The sequence below is a fragment of the Micrococcales bacterium genome (genome assembly GCA_016703125.1).
Taxonomy (GTDB): Bacteria; Actinomycetota; Actinomycetes; order S36-B12; family UBA10799; genus JADKAV01.
Genome location: JADJCR010000002.1, coordinates 335300 through 356953, shown reverse-complemented (window position 1 = coordinate 356953; position 21654 = coordinate 335300). Strand labels below are relative to the sequence as shown.

Annotated in this window: 20 protein-coding genes and 2 pseudogenes; 11 read left to right on the top strand and 11 right to left on the bottom strand. The window is 68.7% G+C overall.

Annotated features, from left to right (window positions below; genetic code table 11):
* Positions 1–51: 51 nt before the first annotated feature.
* The 3 genes from murJ to IPG68_03400 are packed head-to-tail and all read right to left on the bottom strand — an operon-like array spanning position 52 to position 4234.
* Positions 52–1734, bottom strand: a complete 1683-nt coding sequence (gene murJ / locus IPG68_03410; protein MBK6762368.1) for a murein biosynthesis integral membrane protein MurJ — start codon at positions 1732–1734, stop codon at positions 52–54.
* Positions 1731–3752, bottom strand: a complete 2022-nt coding sequence (locus IPG68_03405; GenBank protein ID MBK6762367.1) for a hypothetical protein — start codon at positions 3750–3752, stop codon at positions 1731–1733. The genes murJ and IPG68_03405 overlap by 4 nt, the downstream gene beginning before the upstream one ends.
* Positions 3752–4234, bottom strand: a complete 483-nt coding sequence (locus IPG68_03400; protein MBK6762366.1) for an NUDIX hydrolase — start codon at positions 4232–4234, stop codon at positions 3752–3754. Before IPG68_03400 ends, IPG68_03405 begins: the two co-directional genes overlap by 1 nt.
* Positions 4235–4342: 108 nt before the next feature.
* On the opposite strand from IPG68_03400, the gene IPG68_03395 reads away from it, so the two are divergent.
* Positions 4343–5797 carry a CCA tRNA nucleotidyltransferase gene (locus tag IPG68_03395; GenBank protein ID MBK6762365.1) on the top strand — a complete coding sequence of 485 codons (1455 nt, stop codon included), beginning with the start codon at positions 4343–4345 and terminating at the stop codon, positions 5795–5797.
* On the opposite strand, the gene IPG68_03390 is transcribed toward IPG68_03395, so the two are convergent.
* Positions 5794–7053, bottom strand: a complete 1260-nt coding sequence (locus IPG68_03390) for an MFS transporter (protein MBK6762364.1) — start codon at positions 7051–7053, stop codon at positions 5794–5796. The two genes, IPG68_03395 and IPG68_03390, sit on opposite strands and share 4 nt — an antisense overlap.
* Positions 7054–7162: 109 nt before the next feature.
* Between IPG68_03390 and IPG68_03385 the strand changes: the two genes are divergently transcribed.
* Positions 7163–7618 carry a hypothetical protein gene (locus IPG68_03385; GenBank protein ID MBK6762363.1) on the top strand — a complete coding sequence of 152 codons (456 nt, stop codon included), beginning with the start codon at positions 7163–7165 and terminating at the stop codon, positions 7616–7618.
* A 55-nt stretch (positions 7619–7673) separates the two neighbouring features.
* On the opposite strand, the gene IPG68_03380 is transcribed toward IPG68_03385, so the two are convergent.
* The 3 genes from IPG68_03380 to IPG68_03370 form a co-directional block, all read right to left on the bottom strand.
* Positions 7674–7820, bottom strand: coding sequence for a hypothetical protein (locus IPG68_03380; GenBank protein ID MBK6762362.1), 147 nt, complete (start codon positions 7818–7820; stop codon positions 7674–7676).
* A gap of 62 nt (positions 7821–7882) precedes the next feature.
* Positions 7883–8959 carry an inositol-3-phosphate synthase gene (locus tag IPG68_03375; protein ID MBK6762361.1) on the bottom strand — a complete coding sequence of 359 codons (1077 nt, stop codon included), beginning with the start codon at positions 8957–8959 and terminating at the stop codon, positions 7883–7885.
* Positions 8960–8968: 9 nt separating this feature from the next.
* Entirely contained in the window at positions 8969–9643 is a 675-nt protein-coding gene (locus tag IPG68_03370; protein ID MBK6762360.1) for a PadR family transcriptional regulator, read from the bottom strand.
* Between the two features lie 90 nt (positions 9644–9733).
* Here IPG68_03370 and IPG68_03365 point away from each other — a divergent pair, with 90 nt between their 5' ends.
* Both IPG68_03365 and IPG68_03360 read left to right on the top strand, forming a co-directional pair.
* Positions 9734–10246, top strand: a complete 513-nt coding sequence (locus IPG68_03365) for a DUF5318 family protein (GenBank protein MBK6762359.1) — start codon at positions 9734–9736, stop codon at positions 10244–10246.
* Between the two features lie 63 nt (positions 10247–10309).
* The gene (locus IPG68_03360) at positions 10310–12454 is read left to right on the top strand and encodes a penicillin-binding protein (GenBank protein MBK6762358.1); all 2145 of its coding nucleotides are present in this window, start codon (positions 10310–10312) and stop codon (positions 12452–12454) included.
* Here the strand turns inward: IPG68_03360 and IPG68_03355 are convergent.
* The 4 genes from IPG68_03355 to IPG68_03340 form a co-directional block, all read right to left on the bottom strand.
* Positions 12405–13772, bottom strand: a complete 1368-nt coding sequence (locus tag IPG68_03355) for a DUF2029 domain-containing protein (protein MBK6762357.1) — start codon at positions 13770–13772, stop codon at positions 12405–12407. The genes IPG68_03360 and IPG68_03355 overlap by 50 nt on opposite strands.
* Positions 13769–15007, bottom strand: coding sequence for an alanine racemase (locus tag IPG68_03350; GenBank protein MBK6762356.1), 1239 nt, complete (start codon positions 15005–15007; stop codon positions 13769–13771). The genes IPG68_03355 and IPG68_03350 overlap by 4 nt, the downstream gene beginning before the upstream one ends.
* 50 nt (positions 15008–15057) lie before the next feature.
* Complete coding sequence (locus tag IPG68_03345) at positions 15058–16179, bottom strand: peptidoglycan bridge formation glycyltransferase FemA/FemB family protein (protein MBK6762355.1); 1122 nt, start codon at positions 16177–16179, stop codon at positions 15058–15060.
* 64 nt (positions 16180–16243) lie between these two features.
* Positions 16244–16678: an aromatic ring-opening dioxygenase LigA gene (locus IPG68_03340; protein ID MBK6762354.1), complete on the bottom strand. Its 435-nt coding sequence runs from the start codon at positions 16676–16678 to the stop codon at positions 16244–16246.
* Positions 16679–16947: 269 nt separating this feature from the next.
* Here IPG68_03340 and rpsF point away from each other — a divergent pair, with 269 nt between their 5' ends.
* The 7 genes and pseudogenes from rpsF to IPG68_03305 all read left to right on the top strand — a co-directional run bounded on the left by rpsF (position 16948) and on the right by IPG68_03305 (position 21636).
* Positions 16948–17235 (top strand): 30S ribosomal protein S6, encoded by a 288-nt coding sequence (gene rpsF / locus IPG68_03335; protein ID MBK6762353.1) that lies wholly within the window; start codon positions 16948–16950, stop codon positions 17233–17235.
* 54 nt (positions 17236–17289) lie between these two features.
* Complete coding sequence (locus tag IPG68_03330; GenBank protein MBK6762352.1) at positions 17290–17772, top strand: single-stranded DNA-binding protein; 483 nt, start codon at positions 17290–17292, stop codon at positions 17770–17772.
* Positions 17773–17835: 63 nt separating this feature from the next.
* Positions 17836–18081, top strand: coding sequence for a 30S ribosomal protein S18 (locus tag IPG68_03325; GenBank protein ID MBK6762351.1), 246 nt, complete (start codon positions 17836–17838; stop codon positions 18079–18081).
* A gap of 8 nt (positions 18082–18089) precedes the next feature.
* Positions 18090–18535: pseudogene (rplI, locus tag IPG68_03320) on the top strand (50S ribosomal protein L9).
* A 60-nt stretch (positions 18536–18595) separates the two neighbouring features.
* A complete protein-coding gene (locus tag IPG68_03315) occupies positions 18596–19039 on the top strand; it encodes a low molecular weight phosphotyrosine protein phosphatase (protein ID MBK6762350.1) in 444 nt (147 codons plus the stop codon).
* A 223-nt stretch (positions 19040–19262) separates the two neighbouring features.
* Positions 19263–20614: pseudogene (gene dnaB, locus IPG68_03310) on the top strand (replicative DNA helicase).
* Positions 20615–20691: 77 nt separating this feature from the next.
* Positions 20692–21636 carry a pyridoxal-phosphate dependent enzyme gene (locus IPG68_03305; GenBank protein MBK6762349.1) on the top strand — a complete coding sequence of 315 codons (945 nt, stop codon included), beginning with the start codon at positions 20692–20694 and terminating at the stop codon, positions 21634–21636.
* Positions 21637–21654: the final 18 nt, after the last annotated feature.

The following is a 21654-nucleotide window of genomic DNA, read 5'->3' as shown; positions in this document are numbered from 1 at the left end:
ACAGAGTAGGGCAGGGGGATCGGCCGGCAGGGTACCTGCCGGGGTGCCGGCTCAGCCGGCCTTGCGCACGGGCAGCGGCAGTTTCGCGCGCACCATCGCCCAGGCGTCGGCGATCTCGCGCACGCGCAGTGCCCAGGCCAGGACGATGTAGACCGCGATCGCAGCGAAGGTGGTGACCACCGCGGTGGCCAGGGCCCACCCGGGCATGCCCGCGAAGCCCAGCGGGATGTCGTCGTCGCCCGCCGCCGCAAGCGCGGTCATGCCCGCTGTGACGGCGAACCCAGCCGCGGCTGCGACCACTCCGGCCACCATCAGGCGGGCGAGGACCCAGGCCGTCTGCCGCCCCTGCAGATGGCCCAGGCGCCGGGCGAGGACCCACCACGCGAGGGCCAGGGTGAACCAGTACGCCAAGGCGTACCCGAGGGCCAGGGCGGTCACCTTGAACTCCACGGAAGCGGCGTAGAACAGCGGCAGGGACAGCCCCACCATGAGCACGTTGTAGACCACGGTGAGCAAGAAGGGGGTCCGCGTGTCCTCCAATGAGTACCAGCCGCGCAGCAGCACGTAGAACAGCGAGAACGGCAGCAGGCCCAACGCGAACGCCATGACCACCAGGCCTGCGTAGGTGGACGACTCCCCGGCACCGGCCCCGAAACCGAAGATCACCGTGGCGATCATGGGGCCGGCCACGAACAGGCTGACCGCTGCGGGGACGATCAGCACGGCCACCAGGCGCATGCCGTCGGAGACGAACGCCCCCACCTTGGCCAAGTCCTGGGAGGCGGCGGCCCGGCTCATGCGCGGCAGCAGCGCCGTCATGATCGAGATCGTGACGACCGAGTGCGGCAGCATGAAGATCAGGTACGCCTTCTGGTAGGTCGTCAGCCCCTGCGCCACCACGTCGGCCCGCGAGGCCAGGACGTTGGCCAGGGTGGCCAACCGGGTGACGACCAGGAAGCCGAGCTGGTTGACCAGGACCAGCCCGATCGTCCAGATCGCCAGTTTGCCGGTGTGACCGAGGCCGAACCCGCGCAGACCCTTGACGTAGGCGAAGCGGAAGCCGGACCGCAGCAGCACGGGGACCAGGACCAGGGCCTGCAGCACCACGCCGACAGTGGTCATGATCCCCAGCCAGGCCACCTCGCCGTCGGTGATCGTGTCCACGTCCACCTGGTCACCGGCCACCCGCAGGAACGCCAGGCAGGCCGCGATGACCACCACGTTGTTGACGATGGGCGCGAACATCGGCGAGCCGAAGTGGCCGCGGGCGTTGAGGACCTGGCTGAACATCGTGTACAGCCCGTAGAAGACGATCTGGGGCAGGCACAAGCGCGCGAACGCCACCGCGAGGTCGAACTCACGTGCCGAGTACTCGCTGGTGGCGTACAGGTGCACGATCCAGGGGGCGGCCAGCACAGCCACCACGGTCAACGTGAACGTGATGAGGGCGACCACCCGCAGCAGCCGGTTGGCGAACCCGTGGCCCCCGTCCGGGTCGTTCTGCATGTGCCGGACCAACTGCGGGATGAACACGGCGTTGAGCGCGCCCCCGGCTACCAGGATGTAGATGATGTTGGGCAGGGAGTTGCCCAGGCTGTAGGTATCGGCCAGGGTGCCGAACCCGATCGCGGCCACCAGCGCCATGTCGCGCACCAGCCCGGTGGCCCGGGACGTGATCGTCCCGGCCGCCATCAGCGCGCTGGATCGCAGTACCCCCGCCCGTTCGGTGCTCACGTGTGGTCCGCCCGGGCCTTGCTCCGGCGCACGAAGTTCATCCCCAGCAGGAAGGCCAGGATGACGAAGGCGCCCGAGACGACGTAGGCAGCAGCCCGGGAGTAGGCGGTAGTCCGCACCTGCACCGTGACCGGCTCCCCGTAGCGCCGCCCGCTGGGCGTGGTCAGTTGGATGCGCACAGGCAAGGTTCCCGACCCGATGACCTTGGCCTCCACCTCGAGGCTGACCTTGCGCCCGGCCTCGACCTCGAACGGCTCGATGGCCGCGGACTGCAGGCGCGCCTGCTCGGTGGTCTCCAGGCGGATGCCCACGGTGACGTCCTGGTCGAGGTCGTTGGCCACCGTCACAGGGATCCGCCCGGTGTCCCCGGGCAGCGTGAACGTTCCCGTGGTCGCCACACGTACATCGGAGGTCAGGACGTCGAGTTGCGCGGAGACCGTGCGCTGCAGCGCGATGCCGCCCTGCTCATCGGTCCGCCAGGCGCCTGCGGCCTGGCGCATCACCCCTTGTTCGTAGCCCAGGTCGGTCGGTTCGGACAGGATCGCCTCGAACCGGCGGGCGGACCTCTGCTGGCCGGCGAGTGCGGCCAGGTACTCCCGCGAGAGTTCCGCGCTGCGTTGCAGGGGTCCGTAGGGAATTCGGGTCCGGGGCACCTCGGACGCCTGCCGCCGCGCCGACGCCAGCGTCACGAGGCGGGCGTAGGAGACCTGGTCGAGCGCCCGCAGCGTCTGGCGCAGGAACGCTGTGCGCGGACTCCACAGTGGATCGGCGGACGCAACGACTGCGCGCGGGTCGTCGGGCAGTTCGCCGGCGATCATCCCCAACTCCGCCAGGAACCGCTGGCGGGCCAGCAGGGCCTCGGGCCCGGTGGTCTGGGGCATGGCCAGCGCCGCTGACAGCCCGGAGTCGGCCAGCGTGACCGGCAACCCACCCCAGGTGGTGAACCCGTCCGGGGTGTAGGTGAGCCCGGGGTTGGCCGGCAAGGATGCGTCGGACAGCAGGATCCCGGTGGCCCCACCGTCGCGGAACAGTCGCATGGCGCCCGGCGTGGTGACGCCGCCGGTGGGCCACGCGAGCACCTCGTCGACGGTGGTGCGGACCTCCGCAGAGACGTCGGCGGCGGCGCGTTCGGTCGCCGCCACGACGGTCTCATCCATCTCGGCACGTTGCAGTGCGGTCGCATCGGGCAGCGCGTAGGCGGTCGCGACCGCCGACTGGGTGCTGGCGGCCTGGCGCACGGCGGCCAGCCACTGCGTCGCGGCCGGACCGCCTGCACCGGCGACGGGCCCCGGCTCGCCGGTGACCTGGTACCCGTCGACCATGCCCTCGGCCGTCTGCAGCACGCACGGGTCGAACACCCAGGTGATGCGGGTGTCGCCGGCCCCCGCGACGATGCGCTCCAGTCGCCCGCCGGTGGCCATCTCCGCAGCCGTGCGCTCACTGAGTTGGACCTCGTTCAGGGCCCGGTCCGGGGCGGCGGTGACGGGCCACAGCCACGCCAGCCGGGTCGGCTGGACCGTGCCCTCGGGGTACCAGGGCAGGAAACTGCGGGTCAGGCCCAGGCGCTGGGCCAGACCGTCGGTGCCGGTGCCGATCACCTCGAGCCCGACGACGTAGACCCCGGGTGAGCCGAGGGGCAGGGAGTCCAGAGGAAGTTCCACCGACCAGCCGGCACCCGTGCGCGGAGCCAGGCTCGCGATCGGCTCGCTGACCGCCAGCGTGGGCGGACCGTCGCGGTCGGTGGCGCCGTCGACCACCGTGGTGATCTCCGATCGCGTGGCCAAGGGGGTGCTGGACAGCAGCAGCCGCACCTGGATGTCCGTCACCGGTGCGTCGGATCGGTTGCGCATGCGCCCGCTCATGCGCAAGGTCTTCCCCGGCTGCGGATCGAGCGGCGTCATCCGCGCCACGCTGATCGTCACGGTGTCGGTGTCGACCTGCCGGGCGGTTGCCGACGCCGGGGCCCCGGCACCGGACAGGAGCAGCAGGCTGAGCAGGAGGGCGAGAAGCCGGGCCACTAGATCTCGCCGAGCATCCCGCGGGCCTTGGCCACGAGGCGCCGCTCGTCCCGGTACGCCAGCCGCGACGACACCTCGTCGAAGGCGACCCAGGCGACGTCCACCACCTCGATGTCCTCGTCGTTGATCTCCCCGGACTCGTACCGCATGACGAAATGGTGGACGGTCTTGTGGATCCGCCGGTCCTCCACGGCGAACCAGAAGTCGATGATGCCCAGCGGCGCGATGATCTGCGCGGTCAGCCCGGTCTCCTCGAAGACTTCCCGCAGAGCGGCCTGCTCCACCGTCTCGCCGTCCTCGACGTGACCCTTGGGAAGCGACCACACCAAGCGGTGCCGGCGGTCGTACCGGGCGATCAGCGCCGCCTCCACCCTGTCCTCGGTGCGGCGCAGGACCAGGCCCCCGGCACTGGTCTCGTCAACCGTCGACCGCGACCGCGTCACGTACCGCAGTTTGAACCGCGAGGGAGACGGGTGGGGCATGGTGGCAAGGATAGGCGCAATCGGCGGATCGGGGGTGGCAAGCACGGTGCGCGGCGCAGCGACGACCGTCCGGCCGGGTGGGCGCTGCGGGGCGAATACCCTGCAAGGGTGACCCGGCCCGTTCCTCCCCTGCAGGCGCTGCACGCGGCGCGTGACGCCGCCGTGGCGCGACTGCTGGCCGAGCACCCGGTGCTCGGCGACCTCAGGGACCGGTTCGCGGCGGCGGGCATGGACGTGGAACTGGTGGGCGGCTCGGTCCGGGACGCCATCCTCGGGCGCCCGATCGTCGACTTCGACTTCGCCACTGATGCCCGCCCCGAGCAGATGCTGGCGCTGCTGTCCGGATGGGCGGACGCGGTGTGGGACGTGGGGGCGCGCTTCGGCACGGTCGGCGCGCAGCGCGGGGACCTGCAACTCGAGTTCACCACCTACCGGGCGGACCGGTACGAGGCGGACTCGCGCAAGCCGCAGGTCGAGTACACCGCGGACCTGCTGTCGGATCTGGGCCGCCGCGACTTCACCGTCAACGCCATGGCACTGCGACTGTCGGACAGCGCCTTCATCGATCCGTTTGACGGGTTGTTGGACCTCGCACGCAAGCGTCTGCGCACCCCCGGGTCGCCGCAGGACTCCTTCTCCGACGACCCGCTGCGGATGTTGCGCGCGGCCCGGTTCGCCTCCCAGCTGGGCATGAGGGTCGATCCCGAGGCAGTGGAGGCGATGGCCGACATGGCCGAACGCATCGACGTGGTCAGCGCCGAACGCATCCGTGACGAGTTGGTCAAACTCATCCTGTCGCCGCAGCCGCGCACAGGACTGCAGTTGCTGGTGGACACCCGGTTGTGCCACAGGTTCCTGCCCGAACTGCCGGCGCTGAGCCTCGAGATCGACGAGCACCACCGGCACAAGGACGTCTACGAGCACACGCTCACCGTCCTCGACCAGGCCGTCGCCCTGGAGACCGCGCACGAGCCTGCGGTGGAACCTGACTTCGTTCTGCGGTTCGCCGCGCTCATGCACGATGTCGGCAAGCCGCGCACCCGCCGGCACGAGCCCGGCGGGGGGGTCTCGTTCCACCACCACGAGGTGGTCGGCGCGAAGATCACCCGCAAGCGCATGCAGGCCCTGCGTTTCGACACCCGCACCATCGACCAGGTCTGCGCTCTGGTGGCCCTGCACTTACGATTCCACGGTTACGGCGGCGGGGAGTGGACCGATGCGGCGGTGCGGCGCTACGCCCGCGACGCCGGCGACCAGTTGCTCCGGCTGCACAAACTGACGCGCGCGGATTCGACGACGCGCAACAAGCGCAAGGCCGCGGCCCTGCAGCGCACCTACGACCACCTGGAGCAGCGCATCGCGGTGCTCGCCGAGGCCGAGGAGCTGGCCGCTGTTCGACCGGACCTGGACGGCAACCAGATCATGCAGATCCTGGGGATCGGTCCCGGCCGGCAGGTCGGGCAGGCGTACAACCACCTGCTCGAGATGCGGCTGGAGCGCGGGCCGATGACCGAGGCCGAGGCGACCGCTGAGTTGCTGCTGTGGTGGCAGCAGCAGGCCTAAGGCGACGGCACCCGGGTTCGCACGTACAGCAGCGCGCTCGCGATCAGGCCCAAGCCGATGGCAGCTGCTGTGAGCCCGGCGTTGGTGGCCTGCGGGTCCAGTGAAGCGACGAAGACGACCCCGGAGACCAGGGCCACGTTGACGGCGACGTCGTAGAGGGCGAACACGCGCCCGCGGTTGCCCTCGTCGATCCACTCCTGTACCAAGGTGTCGCCGCAGACCTTCGACACCTGGCCGGCGAACCCGATGAACAGGCCGGCCAGGATCAGGCTGGCGACCGTGGCGGTCGCGACCCCGAACCAGGCGACCACTCCGGCCAGGGCGTACGACGCCGAGGTCCACATGACCGGCCCGATGCGCCGCGCGACCGCGGGGGTGATCACGGCCCCCAGCAGCGCTCCGGCTGCGGCCGCCCCCAGCATGAAGGCCAGTTCGTTGAGCGCCTGGTCGGTCTCCTGCGGCGGGTTCAGCTGCAGCCGCAGGAGCAGCACCGCGATGACCGTGCCCGCACCGATCGCGATGCGCTGGGCGCTGACCATGATGATCGCGTTGCGGGCAGGGGGCCGGTGCCACAACTGGTGGGCGCCGTCACCGAGGCCGCGCAACACCTGCCGGGCGGTCTGGGAGTGCTCCCCGGGCAGTGGGCCGAACTCGAGCCGGTGCACCCGCGTGGCCAGCAGCCCGGCGACGACGAACACGCCCGCGGTCACGCACAGCACAACGACCGAGCCGGTGTCGTCGCCGCCCAGCGCCTGTCGCAGGCCCACGCCCAGGAACGCCGCCAGTGCCGCCGCCATGGTGCCGGCGGTGGGTGCGATCGCGTTCGCGGTGGTCAGGCTGGACTCCGGAACGGTCAGGGGCACGGCTGCGGACAACCCGGCGAGGACGAAGCGGTTGATCCCGATCGCGGCGAGCACGCTGATCCCGAGCCCGGCGCCGGAATCACCGGCGGCGGTGAAGCCAATAACCGGGATCATGCTCACGGCGCGGGCGAGGTTGCCCCACAGCAGCACCCGTTGCCGGCGCCAACGGTCCAGCAGGACTCCGGTGAACGGTCCGATCAATGAGTAGGGCAGCGCGAGGATGGCGAATGCCGCGGCGATGGCCGACGCACTGGCCTGTCGTTCCGGGGAGAAGAGCACGAAGGTGGCCAGGGCTGACTGCAGCATGCCGTCGCCGGCCTGTCCGGTGAGCCGGATCGCCAGCAACCTCCGGTAGAGGGGTGACCCCAGGGCGGCCTTGAGCGGGTGGGTCACGCGGGCAAGGCTATCGGGGCCGGCCACGCCGCCAGTGCTGCGTGGACGAGGCGCCGGGCCGACAGGCGGCCTGTGAAAGGATGGGGGGGAACTGAGGAGGAGTCGCGCCATGAATCTTGATGCACTGCTGGTGGACGGTGAATCTGGTGTCCTGGATGAGGCCTACGCCGCGCTCCAACGCTCCCACATCGCTCACTACGAGGCCGCCGGGGAGCAGTTCACCAGGCAGCGTCTGGCAGATCTGTTCCGCCTCGTCGTGGATGCCATCGCCACCCGGAACCTCGCCGAGATGAGTGAGTTCTCGGAGGCGGTCGCCGTCGAGCGCTTCAACCAGGGTTTCGACATCTTCGAGGTGCAGACCGCCTACAACGCACTGGAGGAGGCGATGTGGCGGCGGGTCGTCGCCGCCGGGCCGCCTGCCGAACTGCCCGAGGCGATCGGATTGCTGAGCACTGTGCTGGGCTTCGGCAAGGACGCACTTGCCCGCAAGTACGTCTCGCTGGCCAGCGAGCGGCACGTCCCCTCACTGGACCTGTCCGCGCTGTTCGATGGAACTGGCTCCTAGCCCCATCCGAACGTGAGTGCCCGGCAACAGCCGGGCAACGCCGGTGCGGCGCTGCTCAGCCGCGGGGCATCTCGTGGATCTCGGCGCTGGCCGCGACCTTCGCATGCTCCGGATGATCGTGGGCGATGTGGTCCTTCACCTCGTTGTGGAGCAGGAACCTCAGGTGGCAGTACGGACAGGAGTGTGCGACCGGCTGCGTCATGCATCCATCATGCTCGAAGGCCCGCCCCCGGTGCGGGAGCGGGCCCTTCGAGGTCCTTCTGATCAGCGCTCGACGGTGCCGGCGATGAAGTTCTCCACGGCCTCGCGGGCCTCGTCGTCGGAGTACTGCACCGGCGGCGACTTCATGAAGTAACTCGACGCGGACAGGATCGGACCACCGATGCCGCGGTCCTTGGCGATCTTCGCCGCGCGGATGGCATCGATGATGATGCCGGCGCTGTTGGGCGAGTCCCACACCTCGAGCTTGTACTCCAGGCTCAGCGGCACGTCACCGAAGTTGCGGCCCTCGAGGCGCACGAAGGCCCACTTGCGGTCATCGAGCCAGGCGACGTAGTCGCTCGGTCCGATGTGCACGTTGCGGGCGGGCATGTCGCCGACCAGTTGCGAGGTGACCGATTGCGTCTTGGAGATCTTCTTGGACTCCAGGCGCTCGCGCTCGAGCATGTTCATGAAGTCCATGTTCCCGCCGACGTTGAGCTGGTAGGTCCGGTCCACGGTCACGCCGCGGTCCTCGAACAACTTGGCCAGCACCCGGTGGGTGATGGTGGCACCTACCTGCGACTTGATGTCGTCGCCGACGATCGGCACACCCGCGTCCTCGAACTTCTTGGCCCACTCCGGCGTACCGGCGATGAACACCGGCAGCGCGTTGACGAAGGCGACCCCGGCATCGATGGCGCACTGGGCGTAGAACTTCGCAGCCTGCTCGGAACCGACCGGCAAGTAGCACACGAGGACGTCGGCCTTGGTGGCCTTGAGCGTCGCGACGATGTCCGCCGGCTCGTCGTCGGACTCGGTGATCATCTCGCGGTAGTACTTGCCGAGGCCGTCGTAGGTGTGGCCCCGCTGGACGGTGATGCCGGTGGGGGGCACGTCGCAGATCTTGATCGTGTTGTTCTCACTGGCCGAGATCGCGTGTGCGAGGTCCTGGCCCACCTTCTTGGCATCCACATCGAAAGCAGCGACCCACTCGATGTCGGACACGTGGTACGGCCCGAACTTCACGTGCATGAGCCCAGGGACCTTGCCCTGCGGGTCGGCGTCCTTGTAGTACTCGACGCCCTGTATCAGTGACGCGGCACAGTTACCGACACCGACGATGGCGACACGAATAGACATTCGTTCTCCTTACTTGCTCGCCGGCTCGGTGCCGGTCGACGATGAGGACGGCGAGTTGCCGTCGATTTCCTGATCAATGAGTTGGGAGAGCCAATCGACCTCCCGCTCGACGCTGTCCAGACCGTGCTGCTGCAGGGTCAGGGTCCACTCGTCAAGTCGTTCACGGCGCTTGGCCAGGTTGCTGCGCAGGGTGGCCAAACGCTCCTCGAGGCGGTTGCGCCGTCCCAGCAGGATCCGCAGCCGGATGTCGCGGTCGGTCCGGCCGAAGAAGGCCAGGTGCACCCCGAACAGTTCGTCCTCGTAGGCCTCGGGCCCGGCTTCACCGAGCCAGGCCTGGAAGCGATCCTTGCCTTCGGGGGTGAGCTTGTAGACGATGCGCGCGCGGCGCCCAGACAGGGCCGGGGCGCCGGCGTCGGCAGGGCCGTCCTCGGCGATCGACCCAGCGGCCAGCATGTCCTTCAGGCAGGGGTACAACGAGCCGTAGGAGATGGCGCGGAACGTCCCGAGCACACCGTTGAGCCGCTTGCGCAACTCGTATCCGTGCATCGGCCCCTCGTGCAGCAGGCCGAGCACGGCGAACTGGAGTACGTGGGCACGCTTGGCGGCAGCCACCGATGATCCTCCATCCGCTTGATTCGACGAGATGTATCGCGTCGATATATAGAATAGATGGACTTGCGGCATCGCGCAAGCATCCCCCTGGTTAACCGCGCGGCGCGTGAAGTTGCTAACACGGCGGGTGTGAGCCGGGGGTTTACCACCTACCCTGGGGGCATGGCCGAGATGCGGGCACAGGGGACTGTGCGTGGGAGCAAGGTGCTGGGTGCACCGAGCAAACCGCCGCGCCCGCGTCCGGAACTGGCCGAACCGGAGGATGTCGACGACCCCCGCACACCGCGACGGGTGGTCGACTACACACTGCAGAGAAGGCGGGCGCTGGGCAAGTTGGTGCTCACCGCCACCGGTGCCAGTGACAACCTGGATCCGCATCCGGACTTGCTCCGGGCGGCCAAGTACCACGGCACCGCGCGCGAGGAGAAGTGCCCGTGGTGCCAGGGATCGAACATGGTGCTGCTGCGCTACACGTGGGGGGACGAACTGGGGGACTACACGGGCCGGCAGCACTCGGCTGCCGAGATCGACGAGATGGCCGGTGAACACGGCCAGTTCCGCGTCGACGAAGTCGAGGTCTGCCCCGACTGCCACTGGCATTTCCGCCTGCGCAGTTACGTGCTCGGGGACGGGGTTCCCCGTCCGGCACTACGGGTGCGCAAGGGCGACACCTGACGGCACCGCGCCGCGCCGCGCGACGTCTGAGTACAGGTGGGATTGAGGAACGAGGATAGTTACATGGCGAAAAAGGCCTCCGCCAAGGTCAAACGGCGGTGGATCGACTACCCGCGGGCGGGCAAGAGCGGCGTGCGCCGCTGGCTGCCGTCGTGGAAGCTCACGCTGGGCATCGTCGGGACGCTGATCGTTGTGGCCTTCATCGGGCTGGGGGTGGCTGTGGCCACCATCCAGATCCCCAAACCCAACGACCTGGCCGTCGCGCAGACCACGCGGATCTACTACGACGACGGCAAGACCGAGATCGGGCGCATCGGCGAGGCGAACCGGACCAGCGTTCCGATCGACCGGATCTCGCCGGAGATGCAGGCCGCCATCCTGGCCGCGGAGGACCGGGGCTACTACAGCCACGGCGGTTTCGACCCCAAGGGCCTGATCCGCGCGACGTGGAACAACCTCACCGGTGGCACCACGCAGGGTGCCTCGACGATCACGCAGCAGTACGCGAAGAACGCCTACCTCACCCAGGAGCAGTCGTTCACACGCAAGTTCAAGGAACTCGTACTGTCGGTCAGGCTGGAGACACAGGCCAGCAAGGACGACATCCTGGCCGACTACCTGAACACCATCTACTACGGTCGGGGCGCGTACGGGATCCAGGCGGCATCCCAGGCCTACTTCGGCAAGACCGCGGCAAAGTTGGATGCGGCCGAATCCGCCTACCTGGCCGCGATCATCCGCGCACCGTCGTTCTACGCCAGCAAGAAGGGCCAGAGCGATCTTCAGCAACGCTGGGACTACGTGGTGGCCGGCATGGTGGAGACCGGCGGGCTCACACAGGCGCAGGCGGACCAGTTGGTCTTCCCCGAGCCGTTGCCGTGGAGCGGTGCCTACAACTACTACAAGGGCACCAACGGCTACCTGCTGGAGTCGTCCCACCAAGCACTGCTCGACCTCGGGTACACCGATGACGACATCAACCTCAACGGGTACCGGGTCACCACAACGATCAACAAGCAGGCACAGGACGCAGCCATCGCGGCCGTCGACCAATACGGACCCACGTACAACACCGAGGGCTTGCGTATAGGCCTGGCCAGTGTCCGGCCGGGGACCGGAGAGGTCGTGGCGCTGTACGGCGGGCGGAACTACCTGCGCAACCAGCTCAACGACGCCACCCAGGCCACCGCGCTGGCGGGATCGACGTTCAAGCCGTTCGCACTGGCAGCCGCCCTCGAGGACGGGATCAGCCTCTACTCCACGTGGGACGGCAGCTCGCCGCGCACCATCCAGGGCTACACCCTGCAGAACTACGGCAACACCAGTTACGGGATCGTGACCCTGCTCAAGGCCACTGAGAACTCCATCAACACCCCTTACGTCGAACTGGGGCTGACCGTGGGCACCGACAATGTGCGCAAGGCCGCGATCCGCGCCGGGGTGCCGAAGGACACCACCGGCCTGCGCGCAGACCCGACGACCGTGCTGGGCACCGCCTCGCCGACCGCGCTGGACATGGCCCATGCGTATTCGACGTTCGCCGCCCGCGGGGAGCGCGCGGACCTGTCGATGATCCAGGAGGTGAAGACCCCGGACAAGCAGGTGGACTACGAGTTCATCCCGAGCACCGAGCGGGAGTTCGACGAGGACGTCATGGACAACGTCAACTTCGCTCTGCAGCAGGTGGTCAACGTGGGTACGGGTACGACCGCGCTGGGCCTGGGACGGCCGTCGGCGGGCAAGACCGGGACGACGGACAACAACATGTCCGCGTGGTACGTGGGGTACACCCCGCAGTTGGCCACCGCGGTGATGATGGCCAAGTCCGACAAGGCCGGCAACATGGTCACGCTGGAGGGTACCGGTGGCTTGTCGAGTGTCACCGGTGGCTCGTTCCCGGCCCAGATGTGGACGGCGTACATGCGGGGGGCCCTCGAGGGGCAGCCTGTGGAGACCTTCCCGATGCCGGGTACCTGGGTGGGGTCCGGATCGGTGGCCCCGTCGCCGACCACCACCGTCTCACCGAGCGCATCCGTGTCGCCCTCGCTGACGGCGACACCGTCGGGTGCCACCTCGAAGTCCCCCCGGCCGACGCGTACGGCATCACCCACCCCGACCCAGGCAACTGAGTCACCCGCGACGCAGCCCCCGGTCTCGCCTACCCAGCCGGCGGCGGCGTCACCGCCGGCGGTGTCGCCGAGCCCGTAGGCCGGGACAGCGGCCCGGCGAGCGGATCGAGGACCCCGGCGCCGTCGTTGCGGACCGGATCGTGGCGCGGGCGCAGTACGTCGCGTACGACCATGCCCGAGAACCACACCGTGACACCGATCTGGATGAGGATCGCCACCGCGTAGGCCTCCTTGGACAGCCCCTTGGCCCCTTCGTCGAGGCCGGCGAGGTACAGCCACACCGCGACGAAGTACACCGCCTGCCCGGCCTGCCAGATGAGGAAGTCGCGCCAGCGGGGGCGGGCCAGTACTGCCAGCGGGATCAGCCACACCACGTACTGCGGGGAGTACACCTTGTTGGTGATGAGGAAAGCAGCGACCACGAGGAACATCACCTGTCCCACCCGGGGGGTGATGGGAGCCCGCCAGATCAGCAGGGCGATCCCGGCACACAGCAGGAGGAACAGCCCGGTGGCCACAGTGTTGAGGCGGTCGGCGGGAACCTGGTGGCCAGAGGTGGTCAGTGCCAGCCAGATCGAACCGAAGTCTTCACCGCGTTCCCGGCTGAATGTGTAGAAGCGGGCCCACCCGTCGAAACCGGCCAGCATGAAGGGGACGTTCACGACCAGCCAGGCCACCACCGCGCCGGCCAGGTACCGTCCGAAGGCCCGCCACGCGCGGGCGCGCCAGCACAGCAGGAACATCGGGCCGAGCAGGAGCAGCGGGTAGAACTTCGCAGCGATCCCCAATCCCAGGAAAACCCCGGCCCACCAGGGCCGGTCGCGGGCCCACAGCGCCACCGACACCGCGACTAGCGCCACCGGCAGAAGGTCCCAGTTCACGGTCCCGGACATGATGATGCCCGGCGCGAGCGCTATCATCGCCGCGTCCCAGGGCCGGCTGCGGGAGGCCACGGCGGTGGCGAGGACGGCGATGATCCAGCACACGAGCAGCAGCAGGACGTTGACGTTGAAGAACCACAGGGTGCTGCCCGCCGGGGTCAGCCGAGCGGCGAGGTAGACGAAGACGCCGGTGAGCGCGGGATACTCCAGAACCTGATCGGCGGGGAGGTCGCTGACGTAGGGCACCGCCCCGTCGGCCAGTCCGCGCAGGTGGTACAGCGGCGGGATGTCGGAATAGCACAGGTGGGTGTACTTGCCGGCGCCCCAACCGTTGAGCAGGCAATGCGCCTTGGACAGGTATCCGACCGCAGCTGCGGTGGCGGTCATCACGATCAGTACGCGGTAGGCGTTCCACCAAGTCACCCCCAGCCGTACCCGCGATCCGGCCGGCCCGCCGGCCACCTCGCTGCCGCTGGCGACCGTGGGATCGTCGCGGCTGGGCAGGATCGAGATCATGCGTCGATGAGCACCGCGTCGAACAGGGCAGTGGTGTGTCGCACCCGGCAGTCGAGGGTGTCGCCGACGGTGGGGGTGCGCAGGCCGTGCGCCAGGCCTTCGCGCAGTGCGGAATCCGGCAGCCACAGCATGGAGACCTGCATGTGCGGGGGTTCGGCGAACCACAGCAACTTCTCACCCCATTGGAAGGGTGAGCGGCTGCGGCCGGTGGCCTCCAGCGCCCCGGTACCGGCGGCGATGGCCCGCTGGCGCAGGGAGGCGGCCGGTGAGGGAGCGGCCATGGCCACGCCGTGCGACGTGCCGCCGCCGACGACGAGCAGCAGTCCGTCGCTGGTGGCCTTGCGCTGGCGGTAGCCGACCGCGAACCGGCGGCCGATCTGGTGCACCGCCAGGATGGTGCCCCGGGCGCGCAGCGCCGAGCCGTCGCCCAGCCACAGCCGGGTGCCGACCCGGGCGTTGACGGTGACGTCCGGTTCCAGCCCCCGCAACGATCCGAGCTCGTCATCGCTGAGGTGTGAGACCCACAGCATGTTCGCGTTGTCCCCGACCGGGCACTGTGCCCGCAGCAGTTCCTCGAGTCCGGCTCGCCAGGTCTTGGTCCATCCCTGCACTTCGATCACGCGGGCGCTGGTGCCGCGGGGCAGCCGGGTGGCGGACACGTGGTGGACCTCGGGCATGGCCAGCGGCAGGTGCAGCGCCAGTCCTTCCAGATGGATCCGTCCGGTGCGCAGCGCCTGCTGGAACGCTTCACCGCCGAGAACCGCGAGCAGGTCGGGTTCCAGAATGCCGAAGCGACGCATGCTGGTGATCCCCTCGAGGACCAGACGGCTGCCCTCGGGAAGGTCGGCGGGCAGGGACTTCGCCAGTGTGGCGTCGGACACTGTGCGGATGATGCGGGCGGCGTGCGGCCCCGCCTGCACGGCCTGCCAGGAGCGTTCGGCGATGGTGTCGCGCGGTTCCCAGGGGGACAGCACGAGGATGTCGCCGTGGAAGTGCTCGGCCACCAGCGGGATCTCGAACACCGTGCCCACGGCGAGCCGGTCGACGCCGAGCCGGTTGGCCTCGGCGGCCAGCATGTCCAGGCCCAGGCCGTACCCGTTGCCCTTGGCGACCGGCACCAGATCACCGAGCCGGGCCCGCGCCCCCTCCCCGCGGATCGTGGTGCGCAGGGCGTCGCGGACCACCGCAGTGTGCTGCCGCCAGGCCGGGCCGTCGACGTGCAGCGTGAAGGTCACCGCAGCAGTCTTACATCCCTGCGGCGCGGGCAGCCGAGCACCCGGCGTGCTCAGCGACGCGCGCGGTACGCCTCGTAGGCCTTGTTCCACATCGGCCGCAGCACGTGGTCCCATTCGCCCACGTACTCCTGGGCGTAGCCGCCCGTTCCGACCTTGAACTGCACCAGGCCCAACAGATGATCCCCGGCGGTGAGGTTGTCGCTGATCCCGCGAAGGTCGTACACGGCGCAACCAGCCTCGAGGCTGTCGGTGATCATGCGCCACTGCACGGCGTTCGATGGGCGGACGTTGCGGCTGGCCGTGGTGGAGGCGCCGTAGGAGTACCAGGCATGGTCCCCGACGGTGACCAGGGTGGTGGCCGCCACCACCTCGCCGGCGTGCCGGGCCAGGTACAACCGCAGGCGGCGGGGATCCTCGGCGTTCATCGCGTCCCACATGCGCTGGAAGTAACTCAAGCCGCGGGGGGTGAATCCGTCGCGCGCCGCCGTCTCCACGTACACCGGGTGGAACGCAGCCAGATCATCGCGCGTGCCTTCGGTGATCTCCACGCCGCTCTTCTCCGCCTTGCGGATGTTGCGGCGCCACAACTGATTGAAGCCGGCGAAGACGTCATCGGTGCTGCGACCGGCCAGTCGGAGTTGGTAGACGTAGCGGGGCTGCACATCTCCGAAGCCGGCGCCCCCGCCCGCTTCTTGCTGCCAGCCCGCCGCCCGTAGCGCCTGCTGCAGGTGCAGGCCGGTGGGGATGTCCTCGTCGGCGGGCACGTCGCCGAGCCGGGTGACCGTGTCATCGGCGATGGCCGCTTTCACCGTCTCGGCGTGCCAGCGGCGGGTCGCGACCGCCGGACCCATCTTCAGGGCGAAGGCCCCCCTGCCCTTGGTGTGGTCCAGCAACGGGGCGAACCAGGCTTCGGGGTCTGCGACGACGCGGTCCCAGGGAAGCACCGGCCCCTCCGGGATGTAGGCCAGGAACCGCTTGACCCGGGGTACCTGCCGGTAGAGCACCAGCGCGGCTCCGACGAGGTCCGCGCCGTCGAACCAGCCCACGGACTGGCTGTCCCATTCGGCCTTGACACCGGCCCAGGCGGGGGTCTGCAGGAAGGACACCGACGGCTGGGCCTGCACGAAGGCCCGGTGGGTCGCGGTGTCTATGGGCTGCACAGCAAGGGTCACGCCGCGAGTCTACGCAGCGGGGCCCGCGCGAGTGGCCGGTGCAACCCGCGCGGGCCCCGGTGGATCAGCGCTTGGCCAGGCGCGTGAGGGACCATCCCAGCAGGACGTTCACCACTCCCAGGCCGATCGCCATGGCGGCCACCCCGAAGGCGATGACCGAACTGAACAGGGATGCCCGCAGGAACGAGCCGGTCATCGCCACCTCGCGCAGGGGGTCCTCCCGGTCGAGTTCGGCGTAGGTCTTCCCGCCGGTGGCCTCCAGCGCGTGCTTCTGGATGACCTCGGCCTCCGCGTAGGCCGTCAGCGGTCCGGCGACCTGCTTGCCGGCCTGGCTGGCGGCGTCCTCGGACACCGTGATCCGCTCGTTCTTGAGATGGCTGGACACCGAGGCCCAGGTCACGGCACCAGCGACGATCATGATGATGCCGGCGACCAGGACCAGGATCCCGACCACCTTCACGCCGCCGTCCGCCCCGCGAGTCGTGGTGTCTGTCGTCATACTCTTCCCTCCTGTACTGGCCGCCCGGGCGGGCGGCCACGGATGCGAGTCTGTCCGGGTCGGAGGACAGGGTGGGCTAGGCGCACCGGCAGGGGTCGGCGGCGTGCGGTATCCGGTCGGGGGGCGGTTCTCCACCGCTGTCCACACCGCGGCTGACCCGGATCACATCGTCCGGTACCCTGGGAGGGCGTGGTCGTCACCACGCAGACGCCTAGACCTCCTGTCACGGAAGGCCCGTGACCGCTTGAGTCCAAAGGAGGTGGTCGCAGTTGCGTCCCTATGAAGTGATGATCATCCTCGATCCCGATCTCGAGGAGCGGACAGTTCAGCCCAGCCTGGAGGCTTTCCTGAACGTCGTGCGCCAGGACAAGGGCACCGTCGACAACGTCGACATCTGGGGCCGGCGTCGGATGGCCTTCGACATCCAGAAGAAGTCCGAGGGCATCTACGTGGTGCTGGAACTGACCTGCACCCCGCAGACCGTGGCCGAGATGGATCGCCAGTTGAACCTCAATGAGGCCGTCCTGCGCACCAAGGTCCTGCGGCGCGCCGCCTGAGTCGTCGTACCCCCGCGTCACTATTCGAAGAACGAACGACGAAAGGTCTGAACAATGGTCGGTGAACCCCAGATCACCTTGGTGGGCAACATGGTTGCCGACCCGGAGTTGCGATTCACCCCGTCCGGGGTGGCGGCCGCGAGCATCCGCATCGCGGTGACCCCCCGCAACCGGGACAACGCCTCCGGGGAGTGGAAGGACGGCGAGACCGTCTGGCTGTCCGGCACCGTGTGGCGGCAGTACGCCGAGAACGTCGCGGAGTCCCTGCGCAAGGGCATGCGCGTGATCGTCATCGGCCGGCTCAAGCAGCGTTCGTACGAGACCCGCGAGGGTGAGAAGCGCACGGTCTACGAAGTCGACATCGATGACATCGGCCCGGCGCTGCGGTACGCAACGGCCAGTATCCAGAGGACCAGCCGTGGTTCTTCCGCCGACGCCGGTGCGGCTCCTGCGCCGTCCGGTGGCGGGGACCCCTGGGGCGCTCCCGCCGGTGGTGGGGACGCCTGGGGCGGCGCGGTCGACGAACCCCCGTTCTAAGCACTTCCATTCATCCATCCCATTCCGGCCGACCGGCCGGGCCCGACACATCGGAGCACCACAATGGCAAAGCAGCCACCCCGGCCCGTCAAGCCGATCAAGAAGAAGGCGAACCAGCTCAAAGCCGCTGGCGTCGACACGGTCGATTACAAAGACGTCGCGCTGTTGCGCAAGTTCATCTCCGACCGCGGCAAGATCCGTGCCCGCCGCGTCACCGGGGTGACGGTGCAGCAGCAGCGGGAGATCGCCAAGGCGGTCAAGAACGCCCGCGAGATGGCTCTGCTGCCGTACTCGTCGACCGCCCGCTGAGGAGCATCATGAAGATCATCCTGACCCAAGATGTGGACAATCTCGGAGCCCCGGCGACATCGTCGAGGTGAAGGACGGCTACGGCCGCAACTACCTCGTGCCGCGGGGGTATGCCATCCGGTGGACCCGGGGCGCGGAGAAGCAGATCGACCAGATCAAACGTGCGCGCGGAGCCCGCGAGATCCGCGGTCGCGAGCACGCCGATGAGGTCCGTCTGCAGCTCGAGGCACTCACGGTGAGCGTGACCGCGAAGGCAGGGGACACTGGACGGCTCTTCGGTTCGGTGACCACCAGCGACATCGCCGCGGCCATCAAGGCCGCCGGTGGCCCGCTGGTCGAGAAGCGAGCGATCGAGATCGATGGTCATGTGAAGTCCCTGGGCGCCTACCCGGTGCGGGTCTCCCTGCACCCGGATGTGGTGGCTCAGGTGACCGTGAACGTGGTATCTGCCTGAATCCTGCGTTACGGCCCCGGGTGCACGTGCGCTCGGGGCCGTAAGCATGTCTGGAGCATCATGACGATCCGCATCACCACTGTGTGTTTGGGCAACATCTGCCGCTCACCCATCGCCGCTGCGGTGCTCGCCGACGAGCTGGGCGACCTTGACGTCGAGGTCGATTCGATGGGCACCGGCGGCTGGCACGTCGGCGACGGCGCCGACCCGCGGGCAACGGCCGCCCTCGCCCGCGCGGGGTACGCGTCCGAGCACACTGCCAGGCAGGCCAGCCCGCAGGCGTTGGCCGGTAGCAACCTGGTCCTGGCCATGGATGCCGCGAACCTGCGCGACCTGCAGCGCATGGGGGTGCAGGCGAGACTGCTGCGCACGTTCGATCCGACCGCCGAGGATACCGAGGTGCCCGACCCGTACTACGGCACTGCGGACGACTTCGACGAGGTGGTGGCCATGGTACAGGCGGCAGTTCCGGGCATCCGGGCCCACCTGCAGAACCTGCCCTGAACGGATATCCAAGTTCTTTCCACACGTTACAAATGGGTAAACTGCCTGATCAGAGGCAAGTTCTTGAGATCACAAAGTCCGATACTCCCAGGTTTTCCACAACTTGTGAAAGCTATCCCACGCACCACGTCCACAACTCGTGCACCCGGCTGTCCACAGCCCCCCGGACCGACCTGCGCGGAAGTCGGCGTGCCTGTCATACCCAGTCGCTACAAAGAGGTTCATGAGCCTGGATATGGAGCCCGCGGCCCCCGCCGCCTTCGAACGCACCCCTCCCCAGGACATCGCGGCTGAGCAGTGCGTGCTCGGCGCCATGATGTTGAGCAAGGACGCGATCGCCGACGTCGTGGAGCGGCTGCGCGAGGAGGACTTCTACACCCCCGCCCACCAGACCGTCTTCCGGATCGTCCTCGACCTGTATTCGCGGGGTGAACCCGCGGATGCCATCACGGTCAGCGCCGGCCTCATGGCCTCGGGCGAGCTCCAGCGCATCGGTGGCGCCCCGTACCTGCACACCCTCGTCGCTTCACCACCGCTCACGGCGAATGCCTCGTACTACGCGCAGATCGTTCGCGACGCCTCCATGCGCCGACGTCTGGTGGAGGTCGGTTCGCGCATCGTGCAGACCGGATTCTCCGGCGAGGGTGAGGTCGAGGAACTCATCAATCGCGCGCAGGCGGCGGTCTACGAGATCACGCAGCGCACGACCGCGGAGGACTACGCGCCGCTATCCGACCTGCTCGACGGGGTCTACACCGAACTGGAATCGATCCAGAACCACACCGGTGACATCATCGGCATCCCCACTGGCTTCATCGACCTGGACAAACTGACGAACGGGCTGCACCGGCCAGATGATCGTGGTCGCGGCCCGCCCGGCGATGGGCAAGTCCACCCTGGGTCTGGACTTCGCTCGGTCCTGCAGCATCAAACACGGGCTGACCAGCGCCATCTTCAGCCTGGAGATGAGCCGCAACGAGATCGTGATGAGGCTGCTGTCCGCGCAGGGGGAACTGCCGCTGCACCACATGCGCTCGGGCTCGCTGAACGAGCAGCAATGGACCCGGATGGTCAACACGATGTCGGCGGTGTCGTCCGCTCCGCTGTTCATCGACGACTCCCCGAACATGTCGATGATGGAGATCCGCGCTAAGTGCCGCCGGCTTAAGCAGCAGCACGACCTGCGCCTCATCATCGTCGACTACCTGCAACTGATGAGTTCGGGCAAACGGGTCGAGTCGCGCCAGCAGGAGGTCGCGGAGTTCTCCCGCGCCCTGAAGCCTGCTCGCCAAGGAACTCGAGGTGCCGGTGGTGGCGATCAGCCAGTTGAACCGTGGCCCGGAACAACGCACCGACCGCAGGCCGATGATGAGCGATCTGAGGGAGTCCGGGTCGATCGAGCAGGACGCCGACGTGGTGATCCTGCTGCACCGGGAGGACGCCTACGAGAAGGACTCACCGCGCATGGGGGAGGCGGACATCATCGTCGCCAAGCACCGCAACGGCCCCACCGCCACGGTCGTCACGGCGTTCCAGGGCCACTACAGCCGGTTCGTTGACATGCACCGGGGCTGACCAGGCGTGCGCGACCTTCGTGCATCTGGAGACCCCGCCGTCAAGCGAGGTCGCAGACAGTCATGAACGGAGGCACCATGGATGCGGGCTCTGTCAACTGGGAGGCACGCCTGGCAGATGCAGCTGCCGTCGTGCGGGCGCACCTGGACCCCACGCCCTTGGTGCGGGTGGACCTGGCGGGGTTCGCCGCTCCGGCGTTCCTGAAGTTGGAGGGCCTGCAACCGACGGGATCGTTCAAGGTTCGTGGCGCACTGGCCGCTGTCGCCGCCGCTGCGCGTGACGGCCGGCCGGTCGTGACGGCCTCGGCGGGCAACCACGGCCTGGGGGTCGCGTTCGCCGCGACCCGCCTGGGCACACCGGCGACGGTCGTCGTGCCAGAGACCGCATCGGCGGCCAAGATAGAGGCGCTGCGCGGGTTCGACATCGACCTTCGGCTGATCGGGACCGGCTACGACGCGGCCGAGGAAGCGGCGCTGACGATCGCCGAGGTTAGCGGTGCCCAGTTCGTATCGGGTTACGCCGACCCGGACGTGATCGCCGGACAGGCGACCATCGCCCGCGAGATCGCCGACCATGTCCCCCCTGGTTTCAGGATCGTGGTTCCCGTCGGCGGCGGCGGACTCGCCGCCGGCACGGCACTCGGCGCCCCATCAGAGAGTGTGGTCGGCGTAGAGGCCAGCGCGTCGCGGGCAGTGTCCACAGCGATGCGGGCCGGGCACCCGGTCCACGTCGAGATCGGATCCACCATCGCCGACGGGCTCGCGGGCAACATCGCTGCCGACGCGCTCACCCCGGCCATTCTGCGGGAACGCCGGGTTCCGGTAATTGCGGCTGACGAACCGGGCCTGCGCGCCGCCGTCCGCGAACTCGCCCTGCAGCATGGCGTTGTCGCTGAGGGCTCCGCCGGCGCGGGCATTGCTGCCGCGCGCGCCGGTGACATCCCGTCCGACCAGCCGACGGTATTCGTCATCACCGGGCGCAACATCACCGCCGAGCGCTTCTGCGAACTCCTGACCGCATGAGCAACCCGGCGCTGACGG